Raw genomic sequence first — 18,313 nt, 5'->3', positions numbered from 1 at the left:
AAAAGACCGGCGCAACGAAAAGACGCACCCGGGTTCACCGGATGCGCCTCTCCGCGAAAGGACGAACGACCCTCGTTCAGGACGTCAGACGCCCATCACTCTGGACGCCAGGGCGTCAGCTCTGGTAGCGGTCCTCGACGTCGTCCAGCATCTGCTGGCCGCGCTCGCGCGGCTGCTGGCCACGCTCCGGGGACTGCTTGCCGCGCTCCGGGGACGACTTGCCGCGCTCGGCGCCCTGCTGACCTTGCTGGGCCCGCCGCTTGGCCTCGTCCTTGAGCTGCTGCGCCTTGTCCTTGAACTGGTCTTCGATGCCCATGCTGTTCACTCCTGTGGGGGTGTTGGGGATCGGGCTCGATAAGCGTGACACGAACCGACATTCGTCGCATTTCGATCACAATCGGACACTCTCCGTGGTCGCCCCCAGGCCGGGACCGGCCCGCCGCCCCGGCCCCGCTACCCGTTCACCCGGGCCTTCTCGTCCGCCTCGCCGCCCGCGCCGACCAGCCCCGGCCGGAACCCGTCGAGCCGGTCCCCGAACCGTCGCATCTCGCGCTGCCCCACCGTCCCGATGAGCGACGGCAGGTAGCCGCGCACCGACTGCATCCCGCGCAGCCACCACTGCCCGTAGACGTGCGGGGAGCGGCGCTCGATGCCGGCCACGATGCGGTCCACGGCCGGGCCCAGCGGATAGGTCTTGTTGGACGGCCAGGGCAGCCGGGCGCGCAACTCCCGCATCAGGTCCTCGCGGTCGGCGCCGCGCACCATGTCGGTGTCGGTCCAGCTCAGGTACCCCACCCCGACCCGGACGCCCTTGTAGCCGACCTCCGCGCGCAGGCTGTGCGCGAACGCCTCCACGCCCGACTTGGAGGCGCAGTACGCGCTCATCATCGGCGCCGGTGTGAGCGCGGCGAGCGAGGCGATCTGGAGGAAGTAGCCGCGGGACGCCATCAGCACCGGCAGGAACGCCCGCGCGGTGACCGCGCCGCCGATCAGGTTGACCTCGATGACCCGCCGCCAGGCCACCGGGTCGGAGTCCACGAGCGGGCCGCCGGTCGCCACCCCGGCGTTGGCGACCACCACATCGACCTTGCCGAAGCGGAGCTTGACCTCCTCCGCGACCCGGGCCATCGCCTCGTGGTCGGTGACGTCGGCGTGCCAGTGGTGGGCCGGGCCGTGCAACGAGGCCGCGACCTCGCGCAGTTCGTCGGGCTCCAGGCCGACCAGCGCCAGGGTCGCCCCGCGCGCCGACAACTTGCGCGCCAGCACCGCCCCGACGCCGCGCGCCGCGCCGGTGACGACCACGACCTGGCCGTCGAGCTTGCTTCCGTTCACGCCGTCTTCTCCTTCTTCTGCCGGGCCGACCGCGTACCCCGGGGGGCCGGGGCGGTGGCCAGATGGTCGCGGACGAGTTCCCGCAGGCACCCGGCGACCGCGTCCGGGTCCTCGATCGGGGTCATGTGGCCGAGCCCGGGAAGTTCGGTCAGCCCCGCGCACTGCGGGAGGACGGAGGCCAGTCGGCGGGCGTGCACGAGGGGGGTGAGCCGGTCCGCGGTGCCCGCGAGGACCGCGGTCGGCACCTCCAACCGGCTGACGCCACGGGTGAGTTGGAGGTCGTGCAGCACATGACCCCAGCGGGCCCGGACGCCCGGCGGGCAGGCGTGCACGATCCGCGCGCACGCCTCGATCTGCTCGGCGCTCGACCCGGCGCCCATCGTGGCGTACCGCAGGGCCCACTTGGCGGGCGGGGAGACCGGGCCGAGCGGGGCGCGGGAGCCCAGCAGCAGCCGGTGCGCCCGGCGGCGGCCACCGGGGGTGGGCAGCGGGAACACCCGGGACTCGGCGGGCAGATCGGCGCTGCCGGTGCTGCACAGCAGGGCCGCCGCGGCGCGGGCGCGCAGTTCGGGCCGCTCGGCGGCGGCCATGATCGTCATACCGCCCATGGAGTGCCCGCCGATGACGGCCCGTTCACCGGGAGCAAGACTCTGCTCCAACACGGCGACCAGGTCGTCGGCGAGCGCGCGGGTGCTGTAGCCGGCGGGCGGGACGGCCGGGCTGCGCCCGTGCCCCCGCTGGTCGTAGACCACCACCTGGTGGGTGTCGGCCAGTTCCCGGACGACCGGCGCCCAGAAGGCGGTCGAGCAGGTCCAGCCGTGTGCCAGGACCACCGTCGGGGCGCCCTCGGGCCCGTGGACCTCGGCGTACAACCGGGACCCGTCGGCGGAGGCGACCTCCAGCGTCCTACGGGGCACCGGCGGGGCGTAGCGCCCCCGGGTGAGGTGTGCCGGCTGCTTCATGCCGCCACCTCCTCGGCGGCCGTCCGGCCGGTGGCGGCCTGGGCCGGTTCGTCGTCGGGTCGCTCCTTCGGCGGCCGGATGACCTGGTACTCGGCGAGGTCCACCTGCCGGGTCACCCGGCGGAACTCCGCGGTGGTGCCGGGCCAGGCGGTGGTGTTCCGCCCGTTGGCGTCGAGGTACCAGCTGTCGCAGCCGCCGGTGTTCCACACCGTGCGCGTCATCCGCTGCTGGATGGTGCGGGTCCACGCGTCGACGGCGGACCGGCGGGCGTCCAGGGCGATCCGGTCGCCGAGCACGTCCAGCTGGCGCATGAAGTCGACGAGGTAGTTCAGCTGCGCCTCGATCATCAGGATCATCGAGCTGTTCCCCAGGCCGGTGTTGGGCCCGATGATGGTGAGGAAGTTGGGGAAGCCGGCCGCGCTGGTGCCGCGCAGCCCCTCCATACCGTCCTTCCACTCCTCCGCGAGGGTGGTGCCGTGGGCCCCGGTGACCCGCTGCGCGATCGGCATGTCCGTGACGTGGAAGCCGGTCCCGAAGATGATCGCGTCCACCTCGGCCTCGCTGCCGTCCGCCGCGACCAGGACGTTGCCCCGGATCTCGCGCAGTCCGGAGGTCACCACGTCCACGTTGGGCCGGGCCAGCGCCGGGTACCAGGTGTTGGACAGCAGGATCCGCTTGCAGCCGATGCGGTAGTCGGGAGTCAGCCGGGCCTGTAGCGCCGGATCCTTGATCGCCTTGCGCATATGCGACTTCGCCAGGCTCTCGATCAGTCCCAGCTCACCGGGCCGTTTGGTGAACGCACTGACCTGCAACTCCCTTATGCTCCACAGGAGTTGACGACGCAGCTGCCGGGTGGCCGGCACCTTGGTGTGCAGCCACCGCTCCACCGGGCTGATCCGCCGGTCGGCCCGCGGCATCACCCACGGCGGGGTCCGCTGGAACACCGTCAACGCGTCGACCTGCGGCTGGATGGCCGGCACGATCTGGATCGCGGAGGCCCCGGTGCCGACCATGGCGACCCGCTTGCCCCGCAGGTCGTAGTCGTGGTCCCAGCGCGCCGAGTGGAAGACCTTGCCGGGGAAGTCCGCCAGGCCGGGGATGTCGGGGATCTGCGGATCGGAGAGCGGGCCGGTGGCCGACACCACCACGTCGGCGGTGAGCGACCCCTGCGCGGTATCGATCTCCCACCACAACTTCTCGGTGTTCCAGCGCAGTTGGCGCACCTCGGCGTTGAAGCGGAGGTGCGGCCGCAGCCCGAAGGTGTCCGCCACCCGCTCCAGGTACGCCCGGATGTGCCGCTGCCCGCTGAAGTTGCGCGGCCAGTCCGGATTGGGCGCGAACGAGAACGAGTACAGGTGCGAGGGCACGTCACAGGCACACCCCGGATAGCTGTTGTCCCGCCACGTGCCTCCCACCGAGTCCGCCCGCTCCAGGACCACGAAGTCGGTGATCCCGGCGCGCCGTAGCCGTACGGCGGCACCCAGGCCGCCGAACCCCGATCCGATCACCGCCACCCGCACATGCCGCTTCCCGTCGTCGGCCATGCCGCCACCTCTCGAAGTCGACGCTCCACCGTCCCGCAATCGTGCCAGCAATCACTGGCACGATTGGCACGGTTGGAGCGTAGGACAGTCCCGTACCGAGCGGTAGGGGTTCGGCGGCAGGAAGTTACCTCCGGTCACATCGGACCGCCGGCAGAGCCGGCCCGCATAGGCTGACCCCGTGGCAGACCAGGCGGCAGCGCAGAATCCCCGGAACGCGGACACCCGCGCCCGCGCGAGCGACACCCACCCCGCTTCCCCCGAAAGCACCCCGAAGGAACGCGAGTTCCGCATGGCCGACCTGGCCCGGGAAGCCGGCATCACCGTCCGCACCCTGCGCTTCTACCGCGAGCGCAAGCTCATCCCGCCGCCCCGCCGGGAAGGCCGGATCGCCTGGTACAACGAGCACCACCTCGCCCGCCTGCGCACCATCGCCGCCCTCCTGGAGCGCGGGCACACCCTCGGCGGGATCGCTGAACTCCTCACCGCCTTCGAGACCGGCCGCGACGTCGGCGAACTCCTCGGCCTCCCCAGCCCGCTGCTGACCCCCTGGTCCGAGGAGACCCCGGTCCGCCTCACCCCCGAGGAACTGGCCGACCACTTCAGCGGCGAGATCACCCCGGCGAACCTCACCACCTCGCTCGCCCTGGGCTATCTGGCCGTGGACGGCGACGAGTTCGTGCACATCAGCCGGCGCCTGCTGGACGTCTCCACCAGCCTCATCGCCCAGGGCGTCCCACTGGCCGCCGTACTGGAGGCCGGCGGCCGGGTCCGCGCGCACGCCGACGCCCTCGCCGACATCTTCACCACCCTGATCCGCACCCACCTCGTCCCCACGCTCCAGGACCTCCCCCGGGCCACCGAGAGCGTGGAGAACCTCCGCCCGCTCGCCAAGGGCGTCGTCGAGGCCGAACTCTCCATGGCCATGGACCGCCGCATCCGCACGGAACTGGAGAGCCTGCTGACCGGCGGAGCCACCGATCCCGAGCAGCCCGCACACGACGAGCAGCCGGCCCCCCGGGAGGACTGAACCCCGGGAGACCGGACCCCGCGAACGAGAACTCGGGCGAGAACGAGGGCGAGGTGACGCCGGGCGGCTACGCCCCGTACACCACCGTCACCGGCGCGTGGTCACTCCACCGCTGGTCGTACGTCGCCGCCCGCTCCACCGACGCCTTGACGGCGCGGGCCGCCAGCCCCGGCGTGGACAGGTGGTAGTCGATCCGCCACCGCATCGAACCGGTTGCACACATGACCACGGTCCTCCTTCAGTAGGTGACCTCCGACTCATCGTCCGAAGCCCGCCTGTCGGCGGCGCGCTTGTCGGAGGTGCCGTCGGCGCCCGTGTTGGAGGTGCCGTCGGCGCGCTTGTCGGAGGCGCCATCGACGGCCTTACCTGAAGTGCCGTCGGCGCGCTTGTCGGAGGCGCCATCGACGGCCTTACCTGAAGTGCCGTCGGCGCGCTTGTCGGAGGTGCCGTCGGCGCCCGTGTTGGAGGTGCCGTCGGCGCGCTTGTCGGAGGCGCCATCGACGGCCTTGCCGGAAGTACCGTCGGCGCGCTTGTCGGAGGCGTCGTCCGCCTCGCCCTTGCTGGAGGTGCCGCCGTCCGCCTCCTGGCACCACTCGACGTGCCCGGTGTTCTTGACGTACCGGGCCGGGACCCATGCATCCCGGCCACGGAGTCGGAACCAGAACCTGTTGCCTTCGACTTCCTGGGCTTTGGCCATGCAGTGCAAGCCGACCAGCGCGCCGTATCCGAGGCCGCCGGTGATGGCGGAGTCGGTGCTGGGAGACTGACGTTCGTTGACGCCAATGCGGCTGAGGACAGTGCCGTAGGGCACTGAAGGCGTTGTATGCATCCTGAAGTTCGGGGCCTTGGGGCCGGCATCCGCAGATGTGGCGGAAGCCGTTCCCGCGCCGGCGGCCAGGATGACAGCGGCCACAAAAGGGGCAGTAACGTACTTTTCGATGGTCACACCGAGGTAACGGTCAGGCTTGACGGAGGTCACGCAAGGCGGTGACTGGGACGCGCGGCCGATCCGCTTCGCGAGCCACGTCTCCGTCGGCCCCACAACCAGATGAACCCGCCGATCGCCCCTCGCTCACCTCGGGGGGACTCGCCCACTACACGTCGAAGGTCACCGTGACGGGCGCGTGGTCACTCCACCGCTGGTCGTACGTCGCCGCCCGCTCCACCGACGCCTTGACGGCGCGGGCCGCCAGCCCCGGCGTGGACAGGTGGTAGTCGATCCGCCACCCGGCGTCGTTGTCGAAGGCGCGCCCGCGGTAGGACCACCACGAGTACGGGCCCTCGGTGTCCGGGTGCAGGGCCCGGACGACGTCCACATAACCGCCCTGGTCCGCGTCCAGCACGGCGGACAGCCAGGCCCGCTCCTCCGGCAGGAACCCGGACTTCTTCTGGTTGGCCTTCCAGTTCTTGAGGTCGGCCTCCTGGTGGGCGATGTTCCAGTCGCCGCAGACGACCACCTCGCGGCCGGCCGCCTTCGCCCGCTCGCGCAGCCCGACGAGGTACGGCAGGAACTCCGCCATGAACCGTTCCTTCTCGTCCTGCCGCTCGGTGCCGACCTCGCCGGACGGCAGGTAGAGGCTGGCCACCGTCACCCCGGGCAGATCGGCTTCCACGTACCGCCCGCTGTCGTCGAACTCCGCCGACCCGAAGCCCACCTGCACCCGCTCCGGCTCCCGCCGCGTGTAGAGCGAGACGCCGGCCCGCCCCTTGGCGGCGGCCGGCGCGTGCACCACGTGCCAGCCGGCCGCCTCCCGCACCTCAGCCGGCAGCTGAGCGGTCTCGGCCCGCACCTCCTGGAGGCACAGCACATCGGCGTCGGTCCCGGCCAGCCACGGCACGAAGCCCTTCTTGGCCGCGGCCCGCAGCCCATTCACGTTCACAGAGGTCACGGTCAGCATCCCGGCACCCTACCCGGCGCGTATGTCGCGCCGTTCCGCCTCCCACACGTCGCCCTGTTCCGCCTCCCAAGGGTCCGGTTCCCCCACGGGGTGCACGGCCACGGCGACGCCTGGCAGGGCAGCCCTTTGACCATCCGCCCCACGCCCCTCACTCCTGCGGTTCGTGCGCCGCCGCCACGATCCTCTGGAGGGCCGCGGCGTGCCGCTGGAACGCCCACCGGCCGTGCGCGGTAAGCCGGACGTGGGTGTGCCGCCCCGTACGGTTCCGGGTCTTGCGCACCTCGACGTACCCGGCCTCCGCCAATGCGGCGACCTGCTTGGACAGGGCCGAGTCGCTGGTCCCCACCTTGTCCCGTACGAAGCCGAACTCCACCCAGTCGGCCGGAGCCAGCAGCGCGACGACCGAGAGCCGGGCCGGTACGTGCAGGAACTCGTCGAAGTCCGGGTCCATCAGCGGTGGCCGTCCCGGCGGGTGATGGCCTTGACGATCGGGCGGGTCGCATACCCGGCCACCAGGGTCGCCACGGCCCCGACGGCTCCGGCGACCATGCCGGGCTCCGGGAGCCCCAGCAGCCGGGCGCCGATCACCGCCGCCACCAGGACCACGGTGACAAAGCCCCCCAGCCACAGGGAGAACGCCCACTCCGCGCCGGACGGCTTCCGACGGACCGGGGCCCGCCGCTGATGCACGAACAGCATGCCCGTCATCAGGGCGCTCCCCGCCAGGAGGATGAGGGTGCGCCAGGGGTTCGGCAGCTCGAAGGCCGCGCTGTAGCCGAACACGACCAGCGCGGTGAAGAGCATGTAGGGGAGCTTGGACCCGTGGCGCACATACGCGTCACGGGTCTGCTCCTGGTGGTGGTGTATGGCGTCGAGCGCGGCCCGCGCGTCGTACGAGGTCATGGGTCCCCCTGGTCGTCCTGGTCGTCCGAGGTACTTGCTCATGGGGAAAGTACCACCTTCTTTCCTTGTGAGAAAGAAGGTGGGTGCCTCGTGCGGGTTCTCGCGGTTCGCGTCCCGGCCTGCGGAAGGCCGTCCTCAGGACTGGTGGTGGGCGTGGCGCTACGGGGTAGCCCCGTGCGGCCGTAGTCGCACGAGGCTGCCCGGGCGCTTCGGTTGAGTTGCGTCTCAGCAGAAAGCGGCGATGTTGCGGGCGACCCAGCCGTTGAAGGGGCGCGGGGCGCGGCCGAGGACTCGTTCCACGTCCGGACTGATCCGCAGTTCGGCGGGGTTCGGGGCGGCGATGATGTCCAGGGTGTCGTCGGCGAGCTCCGGCGGCACGAACCGGGTCATGGCGGCCTTGGCCTCCTCGCGGGTGAGTTCGTGGAACCGCACCGGCGCGCCGAGCGCGGCGGCGATGGCCTCCGCCTGCTGACGCGGCGTGATCACCTCCGGCCCGGTCAGCTCGAAGACTCCGCCGGCGTGCCGGTCGTCCAGCAGGCAGGCCGCCGCGACCTCGGCGATGTCGACCGGGTCGACGATCGGAACCCCGACATCGCCGAAGGGTGCGGCGACCGTCCCTTGCGTGCGGACGGACTCCGCCCAACCCAAGGCGTTGGAGGCGAAGCCGCCCGGTCGCAGGACGGCCCAGTCCAGGCCGGACTCCCTCAACGCGTCCTCCACCGCGCGCATCGCGATCCGCGACGGGCCGAGCGGCCTGGTCGCCACGCCCTGCGAAGACAGCAGGACGACCCGGCGGACCCCGCTGGCCACGGCCAGGTCGACGAGGTCGGTCGGCCTGGCTTCGGGGGCGTGCAGGTCGCCGGACAACAGGAGGAACAGCGCCTTCGCCCCGTCCAACGCGGGGGCAAGGCCCTGCGGTTCGGTCAAGTCGGCCGGCACGTGCCGGACCCCGCCAGGCACCGCCGCCGCGTGCCGCGACACCGCTGTCACCTGCTCGCCCGCCTCGGCCAGGGCCTGCGTCAAAGGCCGGCCCACATTCCCGGTAGCCCCGGTCACCACGATCATGTTCAGCTCCTAGTCCGTTGTGCACTGCGGCAATTGACGCTAGGAGTCGGACTTACTTTCCGTAAGAACATACCCGGAGGTAAGCTCCGGATATGAGGGAAGGTGCGCAGCTGACGCAGGCCGAGGCGGGTAGCCGGCATGAGGTGTTTCACACCGACTGCCCTGCGCGCGACGTGGTCGACCACGTGACCAGCAGGTGGGGCATCTGGGTGCTGATCTCCTTGCGGAGCAACGACCTTCGGTTTTACGAGCTGCGCAACAGCATCCAGGGCATCAGCGAGAAGATGCTCACTCAGACACTGCGCACACTGGTCCAGGACGGCCTGGTCTGGCGGAAGGTCGAGCCGACGACGCCGCCCCAAGTCACCTACGGGCTGACCGAGTTCGGTCAGGACGTCGGCGAGCCGCTGACGGACCTGTTCGACCGGATCACGCAGCGGCTGCCGCCCGCGGAGTAGAGGAGTGCGCGCCGCCTGCGGGGTCTCGCCGCGGGCTCAGACGAGGGCGGCGACCAGCAGCGCGAAGGCGGCGATGATGATGCCGACGCGGACGTAGTGGAAACGGTCCCAGCGGTTCATCTGCTGCTTCCAGTCGGCGGGCCGGTTCTCGGGGGTCCACGTCTTGCCCCGGTTGTTGATCGGGACGAGCAGCAGGAGCGACATGATCACGCTGAGGATCAGCAGCGCGGCGGCGATGACGACGAGGCCGGCGCCGGGGCGGTGCCATCCTGCGACGGCCCAGACCGCGGCGAGTACGAGCGAGCCGATGTACCAGAACGGCATCACGGCGCCGAGCATCCGGCCCCCGTGGGCGCGGCCGAGTTGGCCACTGTCCTCGGGGAGGGCGTTGAAGATCGGGTTCATGACGAAGGCGACGGAGAACTCCACCCCCACCATCAGGCCGACGACCACGGTGGTGACGACCTTGAGTGCGTCGAGAAGCATGATGACCCCTCCTGGGATCTAGCGCCGCTAGCTGATGAGCCAACGCTAGTGCTACTGCCGCTCGATTGTCTAGCGGTGCTACGATCGAATCATGTCGGTACAGGAACGCAAGCAGCGCGAACGGGCGGGCCGCGAACGCCTCATCGTGGCGACGGCCCGCGAACTCGCCGAGCAGCAGGGCTGGGACGCGGTCACCACCCGCCGGCTCGCCGAACGCATCGAGTACAGCCAACCCGTCCTCTACAGCCACTTCCGCGGCAAGCGCGAGATCATCGGCGCCGTCGCTCTGGAAGGCGCCACCGAGTTGGCCGCGGCGGTGCGGGCCGCGACCGCCGCCGCGGACGGCCCGCGCGCCCGGGTCGCCGCCCTGGCCCGCGCCTACCTCGACTTCGCCGCACGCAACTCGGCGGTCTACGACGCCCTGTTCCAGCTCGACGGCGGCCTGGCGTACGCGCAGGAGGACACCCCGGAGCCACTGAAGGACGCCTTCGCCGCGCTGCTGGAGAGCCTGGGCGAGGTCGCCGGGGACGGCGTCCACCCGGGGCTGTTCACCGAGACGTTCTGGGCAGCCCTGCACGGCCTTGCGACCCTGACCCGGGCAGGACGGCTGCCGCCGGAGGACGCCGAGCGGAGGATGGAACTGCTGGTGGACCGGCTCGCCATGGTCTGACACACCGTCCCGGCGGACGGGCAGCCGGGGTCGTCACCCAGGCATACGGGATGGTCCGCAAAACACTCTCCGGGTTCCAAGGAACGCGTGCGCTTCCCGGCGCGCCCGGCCTCCCCCATGGCGACACCTCTGACCTGCTCATCAGGGCTTACTCACGCCAGGTAACCGAGCGTGACGTTCCCTTGCGGGCATCCACGCCGAGCCAGGGTAAGACCCCCGCGAACACAGCATTGTTGACCCCAAGCAGCCCGATGGTGTTCGCGACAAAACAGCCCGGGGCCTCGTCGTCGTGTGCAGGCGAACGGCCCCTCGAATCCGCCGACGGCTACGGGGACGCCGAGGGGCCGTTCCGGCGATCACCGTGCGCGCGAACCCATCCGGCCGGAGGCGTCGAGACGACCGCTTGAGGTTGCCGCCGGTTAGAGCGCGTTGCGGATCTCTGCGCACACCTCCGCCATGGTCGGCCGGTCGGCAGGGTTTCGGCGCATCATCTGCTCAATGAGCTTGCCCAGCGACCCCGGCACGTTGATCGGCCGGTGTGGCCTGTCCACGATTGCCTGGCGCTGGTCCTTCCGGTCGGCGTCGTCCGGGTAGGACACATGCCTCCAGCCCGTGGCGGAGACGAACAGGGACGCACCCAGGGCGTATACGTCAGCTCCCCGCGTCGGCACCGCCGCGCCGGTCTCCAAGATGCTCCGTGAGATCTCCGGCGCTTCGTAGTGGACCAGGCAACCCCGATAGGGGAAGTCGTGGGCGTCGGGCACCTCGCCTCCCTGAGCCAAGGCGAGGTCGATAAGGAAGGCTCTGCCGGACCCGAGGATGACGTGATTGGGCTGCACGTCGCCGTGTGTCCATCCGGCCGCGTGGAGGTCAGCGAGGGCAACGGCGCATGAGAGGGCTTGATCAAGGTTGGGTGTAGCGGGCCTGGTGTGATGACGACCCGGCTTCCACAGGTCGAAGAGGGATTCCCCTTCGCGCCATGGTTGCGCGCTCCATGTCCCTTCTTGCCAATCTCCGGACAGGATTTCTTGTGGGATGAGCTGGCGGAGGATGGCGGCTTCACGGGCGGGGGCCAGCGCTGTCCATGGGTGCCTTTGCGTGGCATAGCCCAGCTTCACCGCGTAGCGGCCGTTGGAGGTCTGTACGTCCCAGACGGTAGAGCCACGTCGGTCTACGACGAGTCGCGCGCTTAGCGGCACCAAGGCGCTTTCGACATGGGCGGGGAGTGCGAACGGTCCACTGCTGGGCATCGTTGCGTCCTCTCATCGAGGGGCCGGCCCCGCGTTCGTCGTGTCCGAACCGGGCGTCTCCCGGTGGCGGCATCAAAGACGCCAGGCATTCCCCGGGTGGTCCAGCCACGCACGTTCGCCGTCGGCGTCGACGGTCAGCCCAAAGCGGTCGTGGTCGGGCCGGCCGCGATCCGTCCACCACTGGTAAGCGGCCTCCGCTTCGTCCCAGAGCCGACGCTCCCCCTGCTGCCAGACCCGCGCAGTTTTGCCCTCGCGGAACTGCACGCAGGCCCAGGACCGATCCCTCAGCCCATACAGCCAGACCGGCCGAGCACCTTCCCGCTTCTCCGCGACCGCTTGGAGGCAATGCGGTACGCGCAGCCCCAGAGCGAAACCAAGGGCGCTGAACGGCCCCGCGACGAACTCTCCCTCCGTGACGGCAGTAGAGGTTTCGTCGCCGTCGGCCACACTGCCCGGAACGTAGTCCCGGTGTACGACCTGCGGGAGGCGTTGCGCCCGGAGCTTCATGAACTCGACGGGACCGGTGAACCGGCCGGACGCGCTCTTGCCGTCATCGCTCACCACCAGCCGGGCCACCGCGTCACCGTTGCCGTAGTGGGTGCCCCAGGGGCTCACGACGATGCCGCCCGGCCGGCACTGCGTCACCCAGGCATACGGGATTGTCCGCAGGCCGCAGGTCGCGAGGACGCGATCGTACGGCGCCCCTGCGGGGTGGCCCTCGAAACCGTCCCCGTGCACTACCTCGACCGGGGTGCCGAACCGCTCCAACGCCGCTCGCGCGGCGGTCGCCACGGACCCGTCCACCTCCACCGTGACCACGTTCGTCCGCCCCACGCGGTGGGCCAGCAGACCCGCGTTCCAGCCGGTTCCGGTCCCGATCTCAAGGACCCGATGCCCGCGGCGCACGTCGAGGTCCTGGAGCATGCGGAACACCACGGACGGCATCGACGCCGAGCTGGTGGAGACCGTTCCGGGCGCCGTACCGGCGTGGTTGCCGTCGTCCCACTGCGTCACGATCGGGCAGTCGGACTCCGCGTAGGCGTGCCAGGCTTCCGGATCGTCCGTCCGGGAGACGGGCACGCTCTTCCCGGCCTGCATGTCCCAAGGCCACATGAGGTCCGGCAGGAACGCCGCGCGGGGTACGGCGGCGTAGGCGGGGGCCCAGTCGGAGGAGAGGGCACCGCCGGACATGAGGGCGCGCCCCAGACCGGTATGGCCGGGGCGCTCCTGGTGTGCGTCGGCCATGTTCAGCCGGCCTTGGGCGGGTTGGGAACGCCGGGGCCACCGTCGGGGGTCGGCGGCTGGTGGGGACCGGGGTACGGCTCGCCGGGAAGCCTGTCGCCACCGTCGGCGCTGAGAACCACGGACACGGGTCGCTCCTTCTGGTTGAGGGATTCTCCTTGCTGGCCGTCCAACTGCCGCTGTCCTCTTTCACAGTCAGACGGATACTGCCCGCCCGCCGAGGCCCGACGGGAGTTCGGGGCACGCCCGGCGGTACTCACACGCCGGGGATCTTCGGGGGCGGGGAGTGGACGACGAGCGTCACGCCGTGTTCGTCGCACCGATACACCGAGGGGGCCCAGACGGTCATGTCATGCCGGCCGACCGGGCAGCGAACCGGCACGTCGTCACCGGGCGGGTCCGGCCGCGGAGCGGCTTCCCGCTGAGCTGCGAGCAGGCGCCCTAGTAGGCGCTGCACGGCCTACCGCTTCCGTCGGTCCGCTTGCCCGCGTTCGGCCCCAGCGACCGCCTGGTCTGGTCCGCGTTCCTCTCGCGCAGGTCGTCCGGCCTTCCGTTGGCTCCCCGCGCCGCCTTCACCATGCGGGTCAGCCGAGCGGCCTGGCTGGGCGTGAGCAACGGAGGCGAAACCCGGGTCACCCTGATGTCTCCGTCCTCCGTCACGGACACCGTGCTGGGCGGGGCGTCGATCCCCACTTCTTTCAGCGCGGCATCGAGCTGCGTTCCTTCGTCAGCGCACGCCGAGTAGGGCGTACGGGCAGGACTGGTCATCAACCCCTCCTTGCTCTCTGTAGCGGAGTCGCTACCGGGGAGGTTCAGAGTGGCCCGCAGCTGGGGAGCATTCAACTTGTCACCACCGGACGGAAGGTCGTTGAACGCCCCTTGAACAAGAACGAGTTGAACCCGGACGCATCACCACAAGCTGCCTACGGAGCGCGTTTACGCAGCGCGCGTGAGTCGCGCGGCTGGACTCAAGATGACCTTGCTGATCGCATGGAATATTCCAGCGTCCACATCTCGGCCGTCGAAAATGGTCGGAAGCCTCCAACTCTCCGGTTCTCGCGTAGCACAGACATGGCGTTCGGCCTGACCGGCACGGCGGACGCCTTTGAGAGCGAGTACCGCGAGATCAAACATGGCGGCTTGCTGGAGGGCTTCCCGGAGTACAAGGCCGCTGAAGCGAAGGCGGCAGAGATCCGCCTGTATGAAGTGGGCGTAATCCCGGGACTGTTGCAGACGCCCGAGTACGCATCGATCCTCGCCGCGAGCGCGGTCAAGCGTGGTGCGATCACGCCTGAACAGGCTGACGAACGCGTATCGACCGTTGTCGAACGTCAAGCTGCGCTGGATCGAGCGCGCCCGCCACTGATCTCCGCCGTCCTGGACGAGAGTTGCATCCGACGCCCCGTCGGCAGTCGCGAGATCATGGACGCCCAGTTTGAAGGTCTGCTGAAGTTCGCCGAGTTGCCGAACACCATGCTTCAGATCGCCCCGTTCGCCATGGGAGAGCGGAGGCCGTTCGACCTGCCGCTGTACGTGCTGACGCTCCCGGATCGCTCACTCATGACCTACACGGAGTCGGCTCAGCGAGGGCACTTGGACCGGGAAAGCACATCGGCAGTCCCCATGTTGACGGCCTACCATCAGTTGCAGGCTGAGTCGCTTTCCCAGGCTGCTTCTGTGGCCATGATCGATACGTTACGAAAGGGCACCCCGTGACTGCCACCCTCCAGTGGGTCTCTTCCTCGCACTCCGACAACGGCGGCGCATGCATCGAATGGGCTCCGGAGCACGCCCGGCGCACTGGTGAGGTTCTGGTCCGGGACAGCAAGACCCCCGCCGGGCCACACCTGGCTCTCCGTCGATGCATGGGCGGAACTGGTCGACTTCGCCAGGTTCCAGGGCTGACCACAGCCACTCTCACAAGCGGCATCCGTGGCCTTGATCGATCAGCTTCGAAAGAGATCTCCATGACGACCGAATCCCCCCGCTGGTTCAAGTCCTCCTACAGCAACAACGGCGGCGCCTGCATCGAGGTCGCCACCAACCTCGTAGCCACGCGCGGCATGGTCCCCGTCCGCGACTCCAAGAACCCGGACGGCCCGCACCTGCACCTCACCCCACAGGCGTTCGCCGACCTGGTGGCACTGGCGAAGCAGACGCACAGCTGAGGCCACGGCAACGTGGCGACGCCCCCGCCAGGAATCTCCTCTCCCGGCGGGGGCGCCTTACGTTTCCGCAGGTCAGACGGAGCGACACCGCGCCCCCGGCCGCCCGGCCGGACCGCCGCTTCCGCCTCCCCCCGCGCTTCCGTACGCTTCCTGGAATGGAGATACGTCCCGTCCGCTACGACCACCCCGACGCGATCCGGCTCGACGGAGAGGTCCAGCAGGAGTACGCGCGGCGGTACGGCGACGGGGACCTGACCCGACTGGCGCCGGAGATGTTCCTCCCGCCGCGCGGCCTGTACCTGATCGCCTACGAGGAGGGCAGGCCGCTGGCCACCGGCGGGTGGCGGGTCCAGGAGGACGCCACGGCCGGGTACGCCACCGGCGACGCCGAGATCAAGCGGATGTTCGTGGTGCCGACGGCCCGCGGCCGCGGCCTGGCCCGGCGGATCCTGGCCGCGCTCGAAGCGGACGCCCTGGCCGCGGGCCGCACCCGGATGGTGCTGGAGACCGGCACCGAGCAGCCCGAGGCGCTCTCCCTGTACGCCTCCAGCGGCTATGCGCTGGTCGAGAAGTTCGGCTACTACCGGACGTACGAGTCGAGCCGCTGCATGGCGAAACCGCTGGTCATGGCCGCGTAACCGGATCGTTCGGACCGCGCGACCGAACCGTTCGGGCCGCCGCCGGCCACCCCCGCTTTGACAGGTCCCCGACCTCTCTCCATACTCATTCCACTAATTAACTAGCTAAAGGGGGGATCCGGCGTGCATGACCCGAGCCCGGGCCCGTGGGCGATCGAGGCCGACAACCTGTGGAAGCGGTACCGCCGACGGTGGGCGCTCCAGGAATGCTCCTTCCGGCTCCCGGCCGGGCGCGTCTGCGCCATGGTCGGCCCCAACGGCGCCGGCAAGAGCACCTTCCTGGGCATCGCCGCCCGCCTGCTCGAACCGTCCACCGGCACGCTGCGGCTGTGCGGCGTCCCGGTCAGCGACCCCGCCGTCCTGAAGCGCGTCGCCTACCTCGCGCAGAACAAGCCCCTCTACCCGCGCTTCACGGTCGCCGAGACGCTCCGCCTCGGCCGCGAGCTGAACCCGCGCTGGGACCAGGCGTTGGCCGAACGCATCGTCCGCTCCGGCGACGTGCCGTTCGACGCCCGGGTGGGCACCCTCTCGGGCGGTCAGCGCACCCGGGTCGCCTTCGCGGTCGCCTTCGGCAAGCGCCCCGAGCTGTTGCTTCTCGACGAGCCGATGTCCGACCTGGACCCGCTGGCCCGCGACGAACTGTCCGGGCTCCTGATGGCCGAGGCCGCCGAGCACGGCACCACCGTCCTGATGTCCTCCCACATGCTGGCCGAGGTCGAGGAGATGTGTGACCACCTCCTCGTGCTGGCCGGCGGGCGACTGCGGATGGCCGGCCCGACCGACGCCCTGGTGCCCGCCCACATGCTGGTGACCGGGCGGGCCGTCGCCGGCCGAGTCCCCGCGGAGCTGACCGAGCGGCACACCGTCGTCGAATCCCGCATCAACGGACGGCAGTTCAGCGCCATGGTGCGGCCCGACGGACCACTGCCCGCCCGCCCCGACACCACCGGGGACGCCCCCTGGGACGCCATGGCACCGAGCCTGGAGGAGGTCCTGCTGGCCTGCATGCGCTCCCCCGACGCACCCGCCCTGATCATGGACGAGGCCCCGAAGGAGACCGCGGCATGAGCACCGCCACCACCACCCACGAGGCGGGATCGGCCGCCGGCACCACCTCCGGCCCGCTGCGCGGCACCCTCTGGCTGGTCTGGCGCCGGCACCGCGCCGCGTTGCTCACCGGCATCCTGGTCACCCTCGCCGCCTGCGCGCTCTTCTCGTACCAGCGGATCGGCCTGATGGACTACCTCGGCGGCAAGCCCGCCGGCGCCGATGCCCTCCAGGATGATTTCCGCAACCGGTTCGGCGGGGCGTTCAACTCCGACATCGAGTTCCTCCAGTTCGTGCCGGTGGCCGTCGCCGCCTTCCTCGGCGCCCCGCTGATCTCCTCCGAGCTGGAGCGCGGCACCCTCCAACTGGTCACCACCCAGTCCGTGAGCCGCGGCCGCTGGCTCGCCGCCACACTCGCCCTGCCCCTGACGATCGTGGCGGCGTGCACCACCCTGCTGTCGTTGGTCTTCCAGTGGCTCTGGTCGCCCGCCCACGAGCTGGTCGTGGGCGGCGACTGGCTGAACAGCGGCCCGTTCGACATCACCGGCCCGGTACTGGTCGCCAAGACCCTGTTCCTCACCGTCTGCGGCGTCGCCCTCGGCAAGCTCATCAAGCGGGTGATACCGGCGATGCTGGCCACCGCGTTCACCGTGGCGGTGGTGAGCGTGGTCTGGGACAGCAAGGTGCGGCCGAAGCTGGGCACGCTGCACAGCGTCACCTACCCGTTCAACGGCGACGGCCCCAAGCTGGCGCCCGACGCGATCCGGATGGACGACTGGGTGGGCACCGCCGACGGCCGGCTCTTCGGCTTCAGCACCTGCGTCGGCGACGCCCACCCCGACGCCTGCCGGGCCAAGGCGGGCATCGTCAACCGCGTCACCCAGTACATCTCCTTCGACCAGATGCCGGGCATGCAGTGGCTGGGTGCGGGCATCCTGCTGGCGCTGACCGCACTGGTGCTGGCGTTCGTGGTGTGGCGGGCCCGCAGGCGGCCGCTCTGAACGGGCGTCGGGCGCGCCACGGGGGGCGCTTTGACACCCGCCGCGGGCGGCCCGATCATCAAGCGGTCGGCGGGCACGGCCCCGGCGGACGAACCGGCCGCACCAGCCGTACCGCTCGTACGGGCCGTACGGGCCGCATCGGCCGTACCGAAACGAGCACAGAGGCAGAAAGGTGGTGAGCGCCGTCGAATTCCGGATCGACCGCCGCAGCGGCGTCGCCACCTACCTCCAGATCGTCCAGCAGGTCCAGCAGGCGCTGCGGCTGGGCGTCCTGGTGGAGGGCGACCGGCTGCCCACGGCCGCGCAGGTCGCCGCCACGACCAAGGTCAACCCGAACACCACGCTCAAGGCGTACCGCGAGCTGGAGCGCGAGGGCCTGGTCGAGCCGCGGCCCGGGCTCGGCACGTTCGTCAGCCGTACCCTGGCCCGCCCCGACTCGGCGGCCGACGCCGTCCTGCGCGAGGAACTGCGCGCCTGGATGGAACGGGCCCGCACCGAGGGCCTGGACCGCGAGGACGTCCGGGCGCTGCTGAACTCCGTCCTGGAGGACCGCTTCCCGTAAAGGGGTGAGCGGCGGACGGGTCGGACGGGCGGTGAGTCGGGGCGGACACCCGCCCCGACT

23 protein-coding genes and 2 pseudogenes are annotated in these 18,313 nt (G+C 70.6%); 10 read left to right on the top strand and 15 right to left on the bottom strand.

Annotated elements, in window-relative coordinates; genetic code table 11:
- Positions 1–115: 115 nt before the first annotated feature.
- The 4 genes from ACFVT2_RS40635 to ACFVT2_RS40620 form a co-directional block, all read right to left on the bottom strand.
- Positions 116–316: a hypothetical protein gene (locus ACFVT2_RS40635; protein WP_390026767.1), complete on the bottom strand. Its 201-nt coding sequence runs from the start codon at positions 314–316 to the stop codon at positions 116–118.
- A 137-nt stretch (positions 317–453) separates the two neighbouring features.
- Positions 454–1,332, bottom strand: coding sequence for an SDR family oxidoreductase (locus tag ACFVT2_RS40630; protein WP_390026765.1), 879 nt, complete (start codon positions 1,330–1,332; stop codon positions 454–456).
- Positions 1,329–2,294, bottom strand: coding sequence for an alpha/beta fold hydrolase (locus tag ACFVT2_RS40625; RefSeq protein WP_390026763.1), 966 nt, complete (start codon positions 2,292–2,294; stop codon positions 1,329–1,331). Before ACFVT2_RS40625 ends, ACFVT2_RS40630 begins: the two co-directional genes overlap by 4 nt.
- Positions 2,291–3,838 carry a flavin-containing monooxygenase gene (locus tag ACFVT2_RS40620; RefSeq protein ID WP_390026761.1) on the bottom strand — a complete coding sequence of 516 codons (1,548 nt, stop codon included), beginning with the start codon at positions 3,836–3,838 and terminating at the stop codon, positions 2,291–2,293. Before ACFVT2_RS40620 ends, ACFVT2_RS40625 begins: the two co-directional genes overlap by 4 nt.
- Before the next feature lie 178 nt (positions 3,839–4,016).
- On the opposite strand from ACFVT2_RS40620, the gene ACFVT2_RS40615 reads away from it, so the two are divergent.
- Positions 4,017–4,865, top strand: coding sequence for a MerR family transcriptional regulator (locus ACFVT2_RS40615; RefSeq protein WP_390026759.1), 849 nt, complete (start codon positions 4,017–4,019; stop codon positions 4,863–4,865).
- 67 nt (positions 4,866–4,932) lie between these two features.
- Here the strand turns inward: ACFVT2_RS40615 and ACFVT2_RS40610 are convergent.
- The 6 genes and pseudogenes from ACFVT2_RS40610 to ACFVT2_RS40585 form a co-directional block, all read right to left on the bottom strand.
- Positions 4,933–5,064 (bottom strand): annotated as a pseudogene (locus ACFVT2_RS40610) (exodeoxyribonuclease III); the annotation flags it as partial.
- A gap of 39 nt (positions 5,065–5,103) precedes the next feature.
- Complete coding sequence (locus ACFVT2_RS40605; RefSeq protein ID WP_390026757.1) at positions 5,104–5,811, bottom strand: hypothetical protein; 708 nt, start codon at positions 5,809–5,811, stop codon at positions 5,104–5,106.
- Between the two features lie 148 nt (positions 5,812–5,959).
- The gene (locus ACFVT2_RS40600; RefSeq protein ID WP_390026755.1) at positions 5,960–6,763 is read right to left on the bottom strand and encodes an exodeoxyribonuclease III; all 804 of its coding nucleotides are present in this window, start codon (positions 6,761–6,763) and stop codon (positions 5,960–5,962) included.
- A 148-nt stretch (positions 6,764–6,911) separates the two neighbouring features.
- Positions 6,912–7,214, bottom strand: coding sequence for a transcriptional regulator (locus tag ACFVT2_RS40595; RefSeq protein ID WP_390026753.1), 303 nt, complete (start codon positions 7,212–7,214; stop codon positions 6,912–6,914).
- Positions 7,214–7,666 (bottom strand): hypothetical protein, encoded by a 453-nt coding sequence (locus tag ACFVT2_RS40590; RefSeq protein ID WP_390026751.1) that lies wholly within the window; start codon positions 7,664–7,666, stop codon positions 7,214–7,216. The genes ACFVT2_RS40595 and ACFVT2_RS40590 overlap by 1 nt, the downstream gene beginning before the upstream one ends.
- Positions 7,667–7,891: 225 nt before the next feature.
- Positions 7,892–8,731: an SDR family oxidoreductase gene (locus tag ACFVT2_RS40585; RefSeq protein WP_390026748.1), complete on the bottom strand. Its 840-nt coding sequence runs from the start codon at positions 8,729–8,731 to the stop codon at positions 7,892–7,894.
- Positions 8,732–8,823: 92 nt separating this feature from the next.
- Between ACFVT2_RS40585 and ACFVT2_RS40580 the strand changes: the two genes are divergently transcribed.
- Positions 8,824–9,189 (top strand): winged helix-turn-helix transcriptional regulator, encoded by a 366-nt coding sequence (locus ACFVT2_RS40580; protein ID WP_390026745.1) that lies wholly within the window; start codon positions 8,824–8,826, stop codon positions 9,187–9,189.
- A 36-nt stretch (positions 9,190–9,225) separates the two neighbouring features.
- Here the strand turns inward: ACFVT2_RS40580 and ACFVT2_RS40575 are convergent, their stop codons facing one another.
- Positions 9,226–9,675, bottom strand: coding sequence for an anthrone oxygenase family protein (locus ACFVT2_RS40575; RefSeq protein WP_390026742.1), 450 nt, complete (start codon positions 9,673–9,675; stop codon positions 9,226–9,228).
- A gap of 91 nt (positions 9,676–9,766) precedes the next feature.
- On the opposite strand from ACFVT2_RS40575, the gene ACFVT2_RS40570 reads away from it, so the two are divergent.
- On the top strand, positions 9,767–10,345 hold the full coding sequence (locus ACFVT2_RS40570) for a TetR/AcrR family transcriptional regulator (RefSeq protein ID WP_390026740.1): 579 nt from the start codon (positions 9,767–9,769) through the stop codon (positions 10,343–10,345).
- 419 nt (positions 10,346–10,764) lie between these two features.
- Here ACFVT2_RS40570 and ACFVT2_RS40565 read toward each other — a convergent pair whose 3' ends face one another.
- The 4 genes from ACFVT2_RS40565 to ACFVT2_RS40550 all read right to left on the bottom strand — a co-directional run bounded on the left by ACFVT2_RS40565 (position 10,765) and on the right by ACFVT2_RS40550 (position 13,605).
- Positions 10,765–11,595 carry a protein kinase gene (locus ACFVT2_RS40565; protein ID WP_390026737.1) on the bottom strand — a complete coding sequence of 277 codons (831 nt, stop codon included), beginning with the start codon at positions 11,593–11,595 and terminating at the stop codon, positions 10,765–10,767.
- A gap of 72 nt (positions 11,596–11,667) precedes the next feature.
- Positions 11,668–12,840, bottom strand: a complete 1,173-nt coding sequence (locus ACFVT2_RS40560; RefSeq protein WP_390026733.1) for a methyltransferase domain-containing protein — start codon at positions 12,838–12,840, stop codon at positions 11,668–11,670.
- 2 nt (positions 12,841–12,842) lie between these two features.
- Positions 12,843–12,965, bottom strand: a complete 123-nt coding sequence (locus ACFVT2_RS40555; RefSeq protein ID WP_390026731.1) for a hypothetical protein — start codon at positions 12,963–12,965, stop codon at positions 12,843–12,845.
- A gap of 313 nt (positions 12,966–13,278) precedes the next feature.
- Positions 13,279–13,605: a hypothetical protein gene (locus ACFVT2_RS40550; protein WP_390026728.1), complete on the bottom strand. Its 327-nt coding sequence runs from the start codon at positions 13,603–13,605 to the stop codon at positions 13,279–13,281.
- A gap of 111 nt (positions 13,606–13,716) precedes the next feature.
- Here ACFVT2_RS40550 and ACFVT2_RS40545 point away from each other — a divergent pair, with 111 nt between their 5' ends.
- The 7 genes and pseudogenes from ACFVT2_RS40545 to ACFVT2_RS40515 all read left to right on the top strand — a co-directional run bounded on the left by ACFVT2_RS40545 (position 13,717) and on the right by ACFVT2_RS40515 (position 18,253).
- Entirely contained in the window at positions 13,717–14,553 is an 837-nt protein-coding gene (locus ACFVT2_RS40545; RefSeq protein WP_390026725.1) for a Scr1 family TA system antitoxin-like transcriptional regulator, read from the top strand.
- Positions 14,550–14,633 (top strand): annotated as a pseudogene (locus ACFVT2_RS40540) (DUF397 domain-containing protein); the annotation flags it as partial. The gene ACFVT2_RS40545 and the pseudogene ACFVT2_RS40540, both read left to right, overlap by 4 nt.
- Before the next feature lie 171 nt (positions 14,634–14,804).
- Positions 14,805–15,005 carry a DUF397 domain-containing protein gene (locus ACFVT2_RS40535; protein ID WP_390026779.1) on the top strand — a complete coding sequence of 67 codons (201 nt, stop codon included), beginning with the start codon at positions 14,805–14,807 and terminating at the stop codon, positions 15,003–15,005.
- Between the two features lie 155 nt (positions 15,006–15,160).
- Positions 15,161–15,643 (top strand): GNAT family N-acetyltransferase, encoded by a 483-nt coding sequence (locus tag ACFVT2_RS40530; RefSeq protein ID WP_390026723.1) that lies wholly within the window; start codon positions 15,161–15,163, stop codon positions 15,641–15,643.
- Positions 15,644–15,766: 123 nt separating this feature from the next.
- Positions 15,767–16,711: an ABC transporter ATP-binding protein gene (locus ACFVT2_RS40525; RefSeq protein ID WP_390026721.1), complete on the top strand. Its 945-nt coding sequence runs from the start codon at positions 15,767–15,769 to the stop codon at positions 16,709–16,711.
- A complete protein-coding gene (locus tag ACFVT2_RS40520; RefSeq protein WP_390026719.1) occupies positions 16,708–17,691 on the top strand; it encodes an ABC transporter permease in 984 nt (327 codons plus the stop codon). Before ACFVT2_RS40525 ends, ACFVT2_RS40520 begins: the two co-directional genes overlap by 4 nt.
- Positions 17,692–17,863: 172 nt before the next feature.
- On the top strand, positions 17,864–18,253 hold the full coding sequence (locus tag ACFVT2_RS40515) for a GntR family transcriptional regulator (RefSeq protein ID WP_390026717.1): 390 nt from the start codon (positions 17,864–17,866) through the stop codon (positions 18,251–18,253).
- Positions 18,254–18,313: the final 60 nt, after the last annotated feature.

The sequence above is a fragment of the Streptomyces sp. NPDC058000 genome (assembly GCF_042886435.1).
Taxonomy (GTDB): Bacteria; Actinomycetota; Actinomycetes; order Streptomycetales; family Streptomycetaceae; genus Streptomyces.
This window is presented reverse-complemented; position numbering and strand designations above follow the sequence as displayed.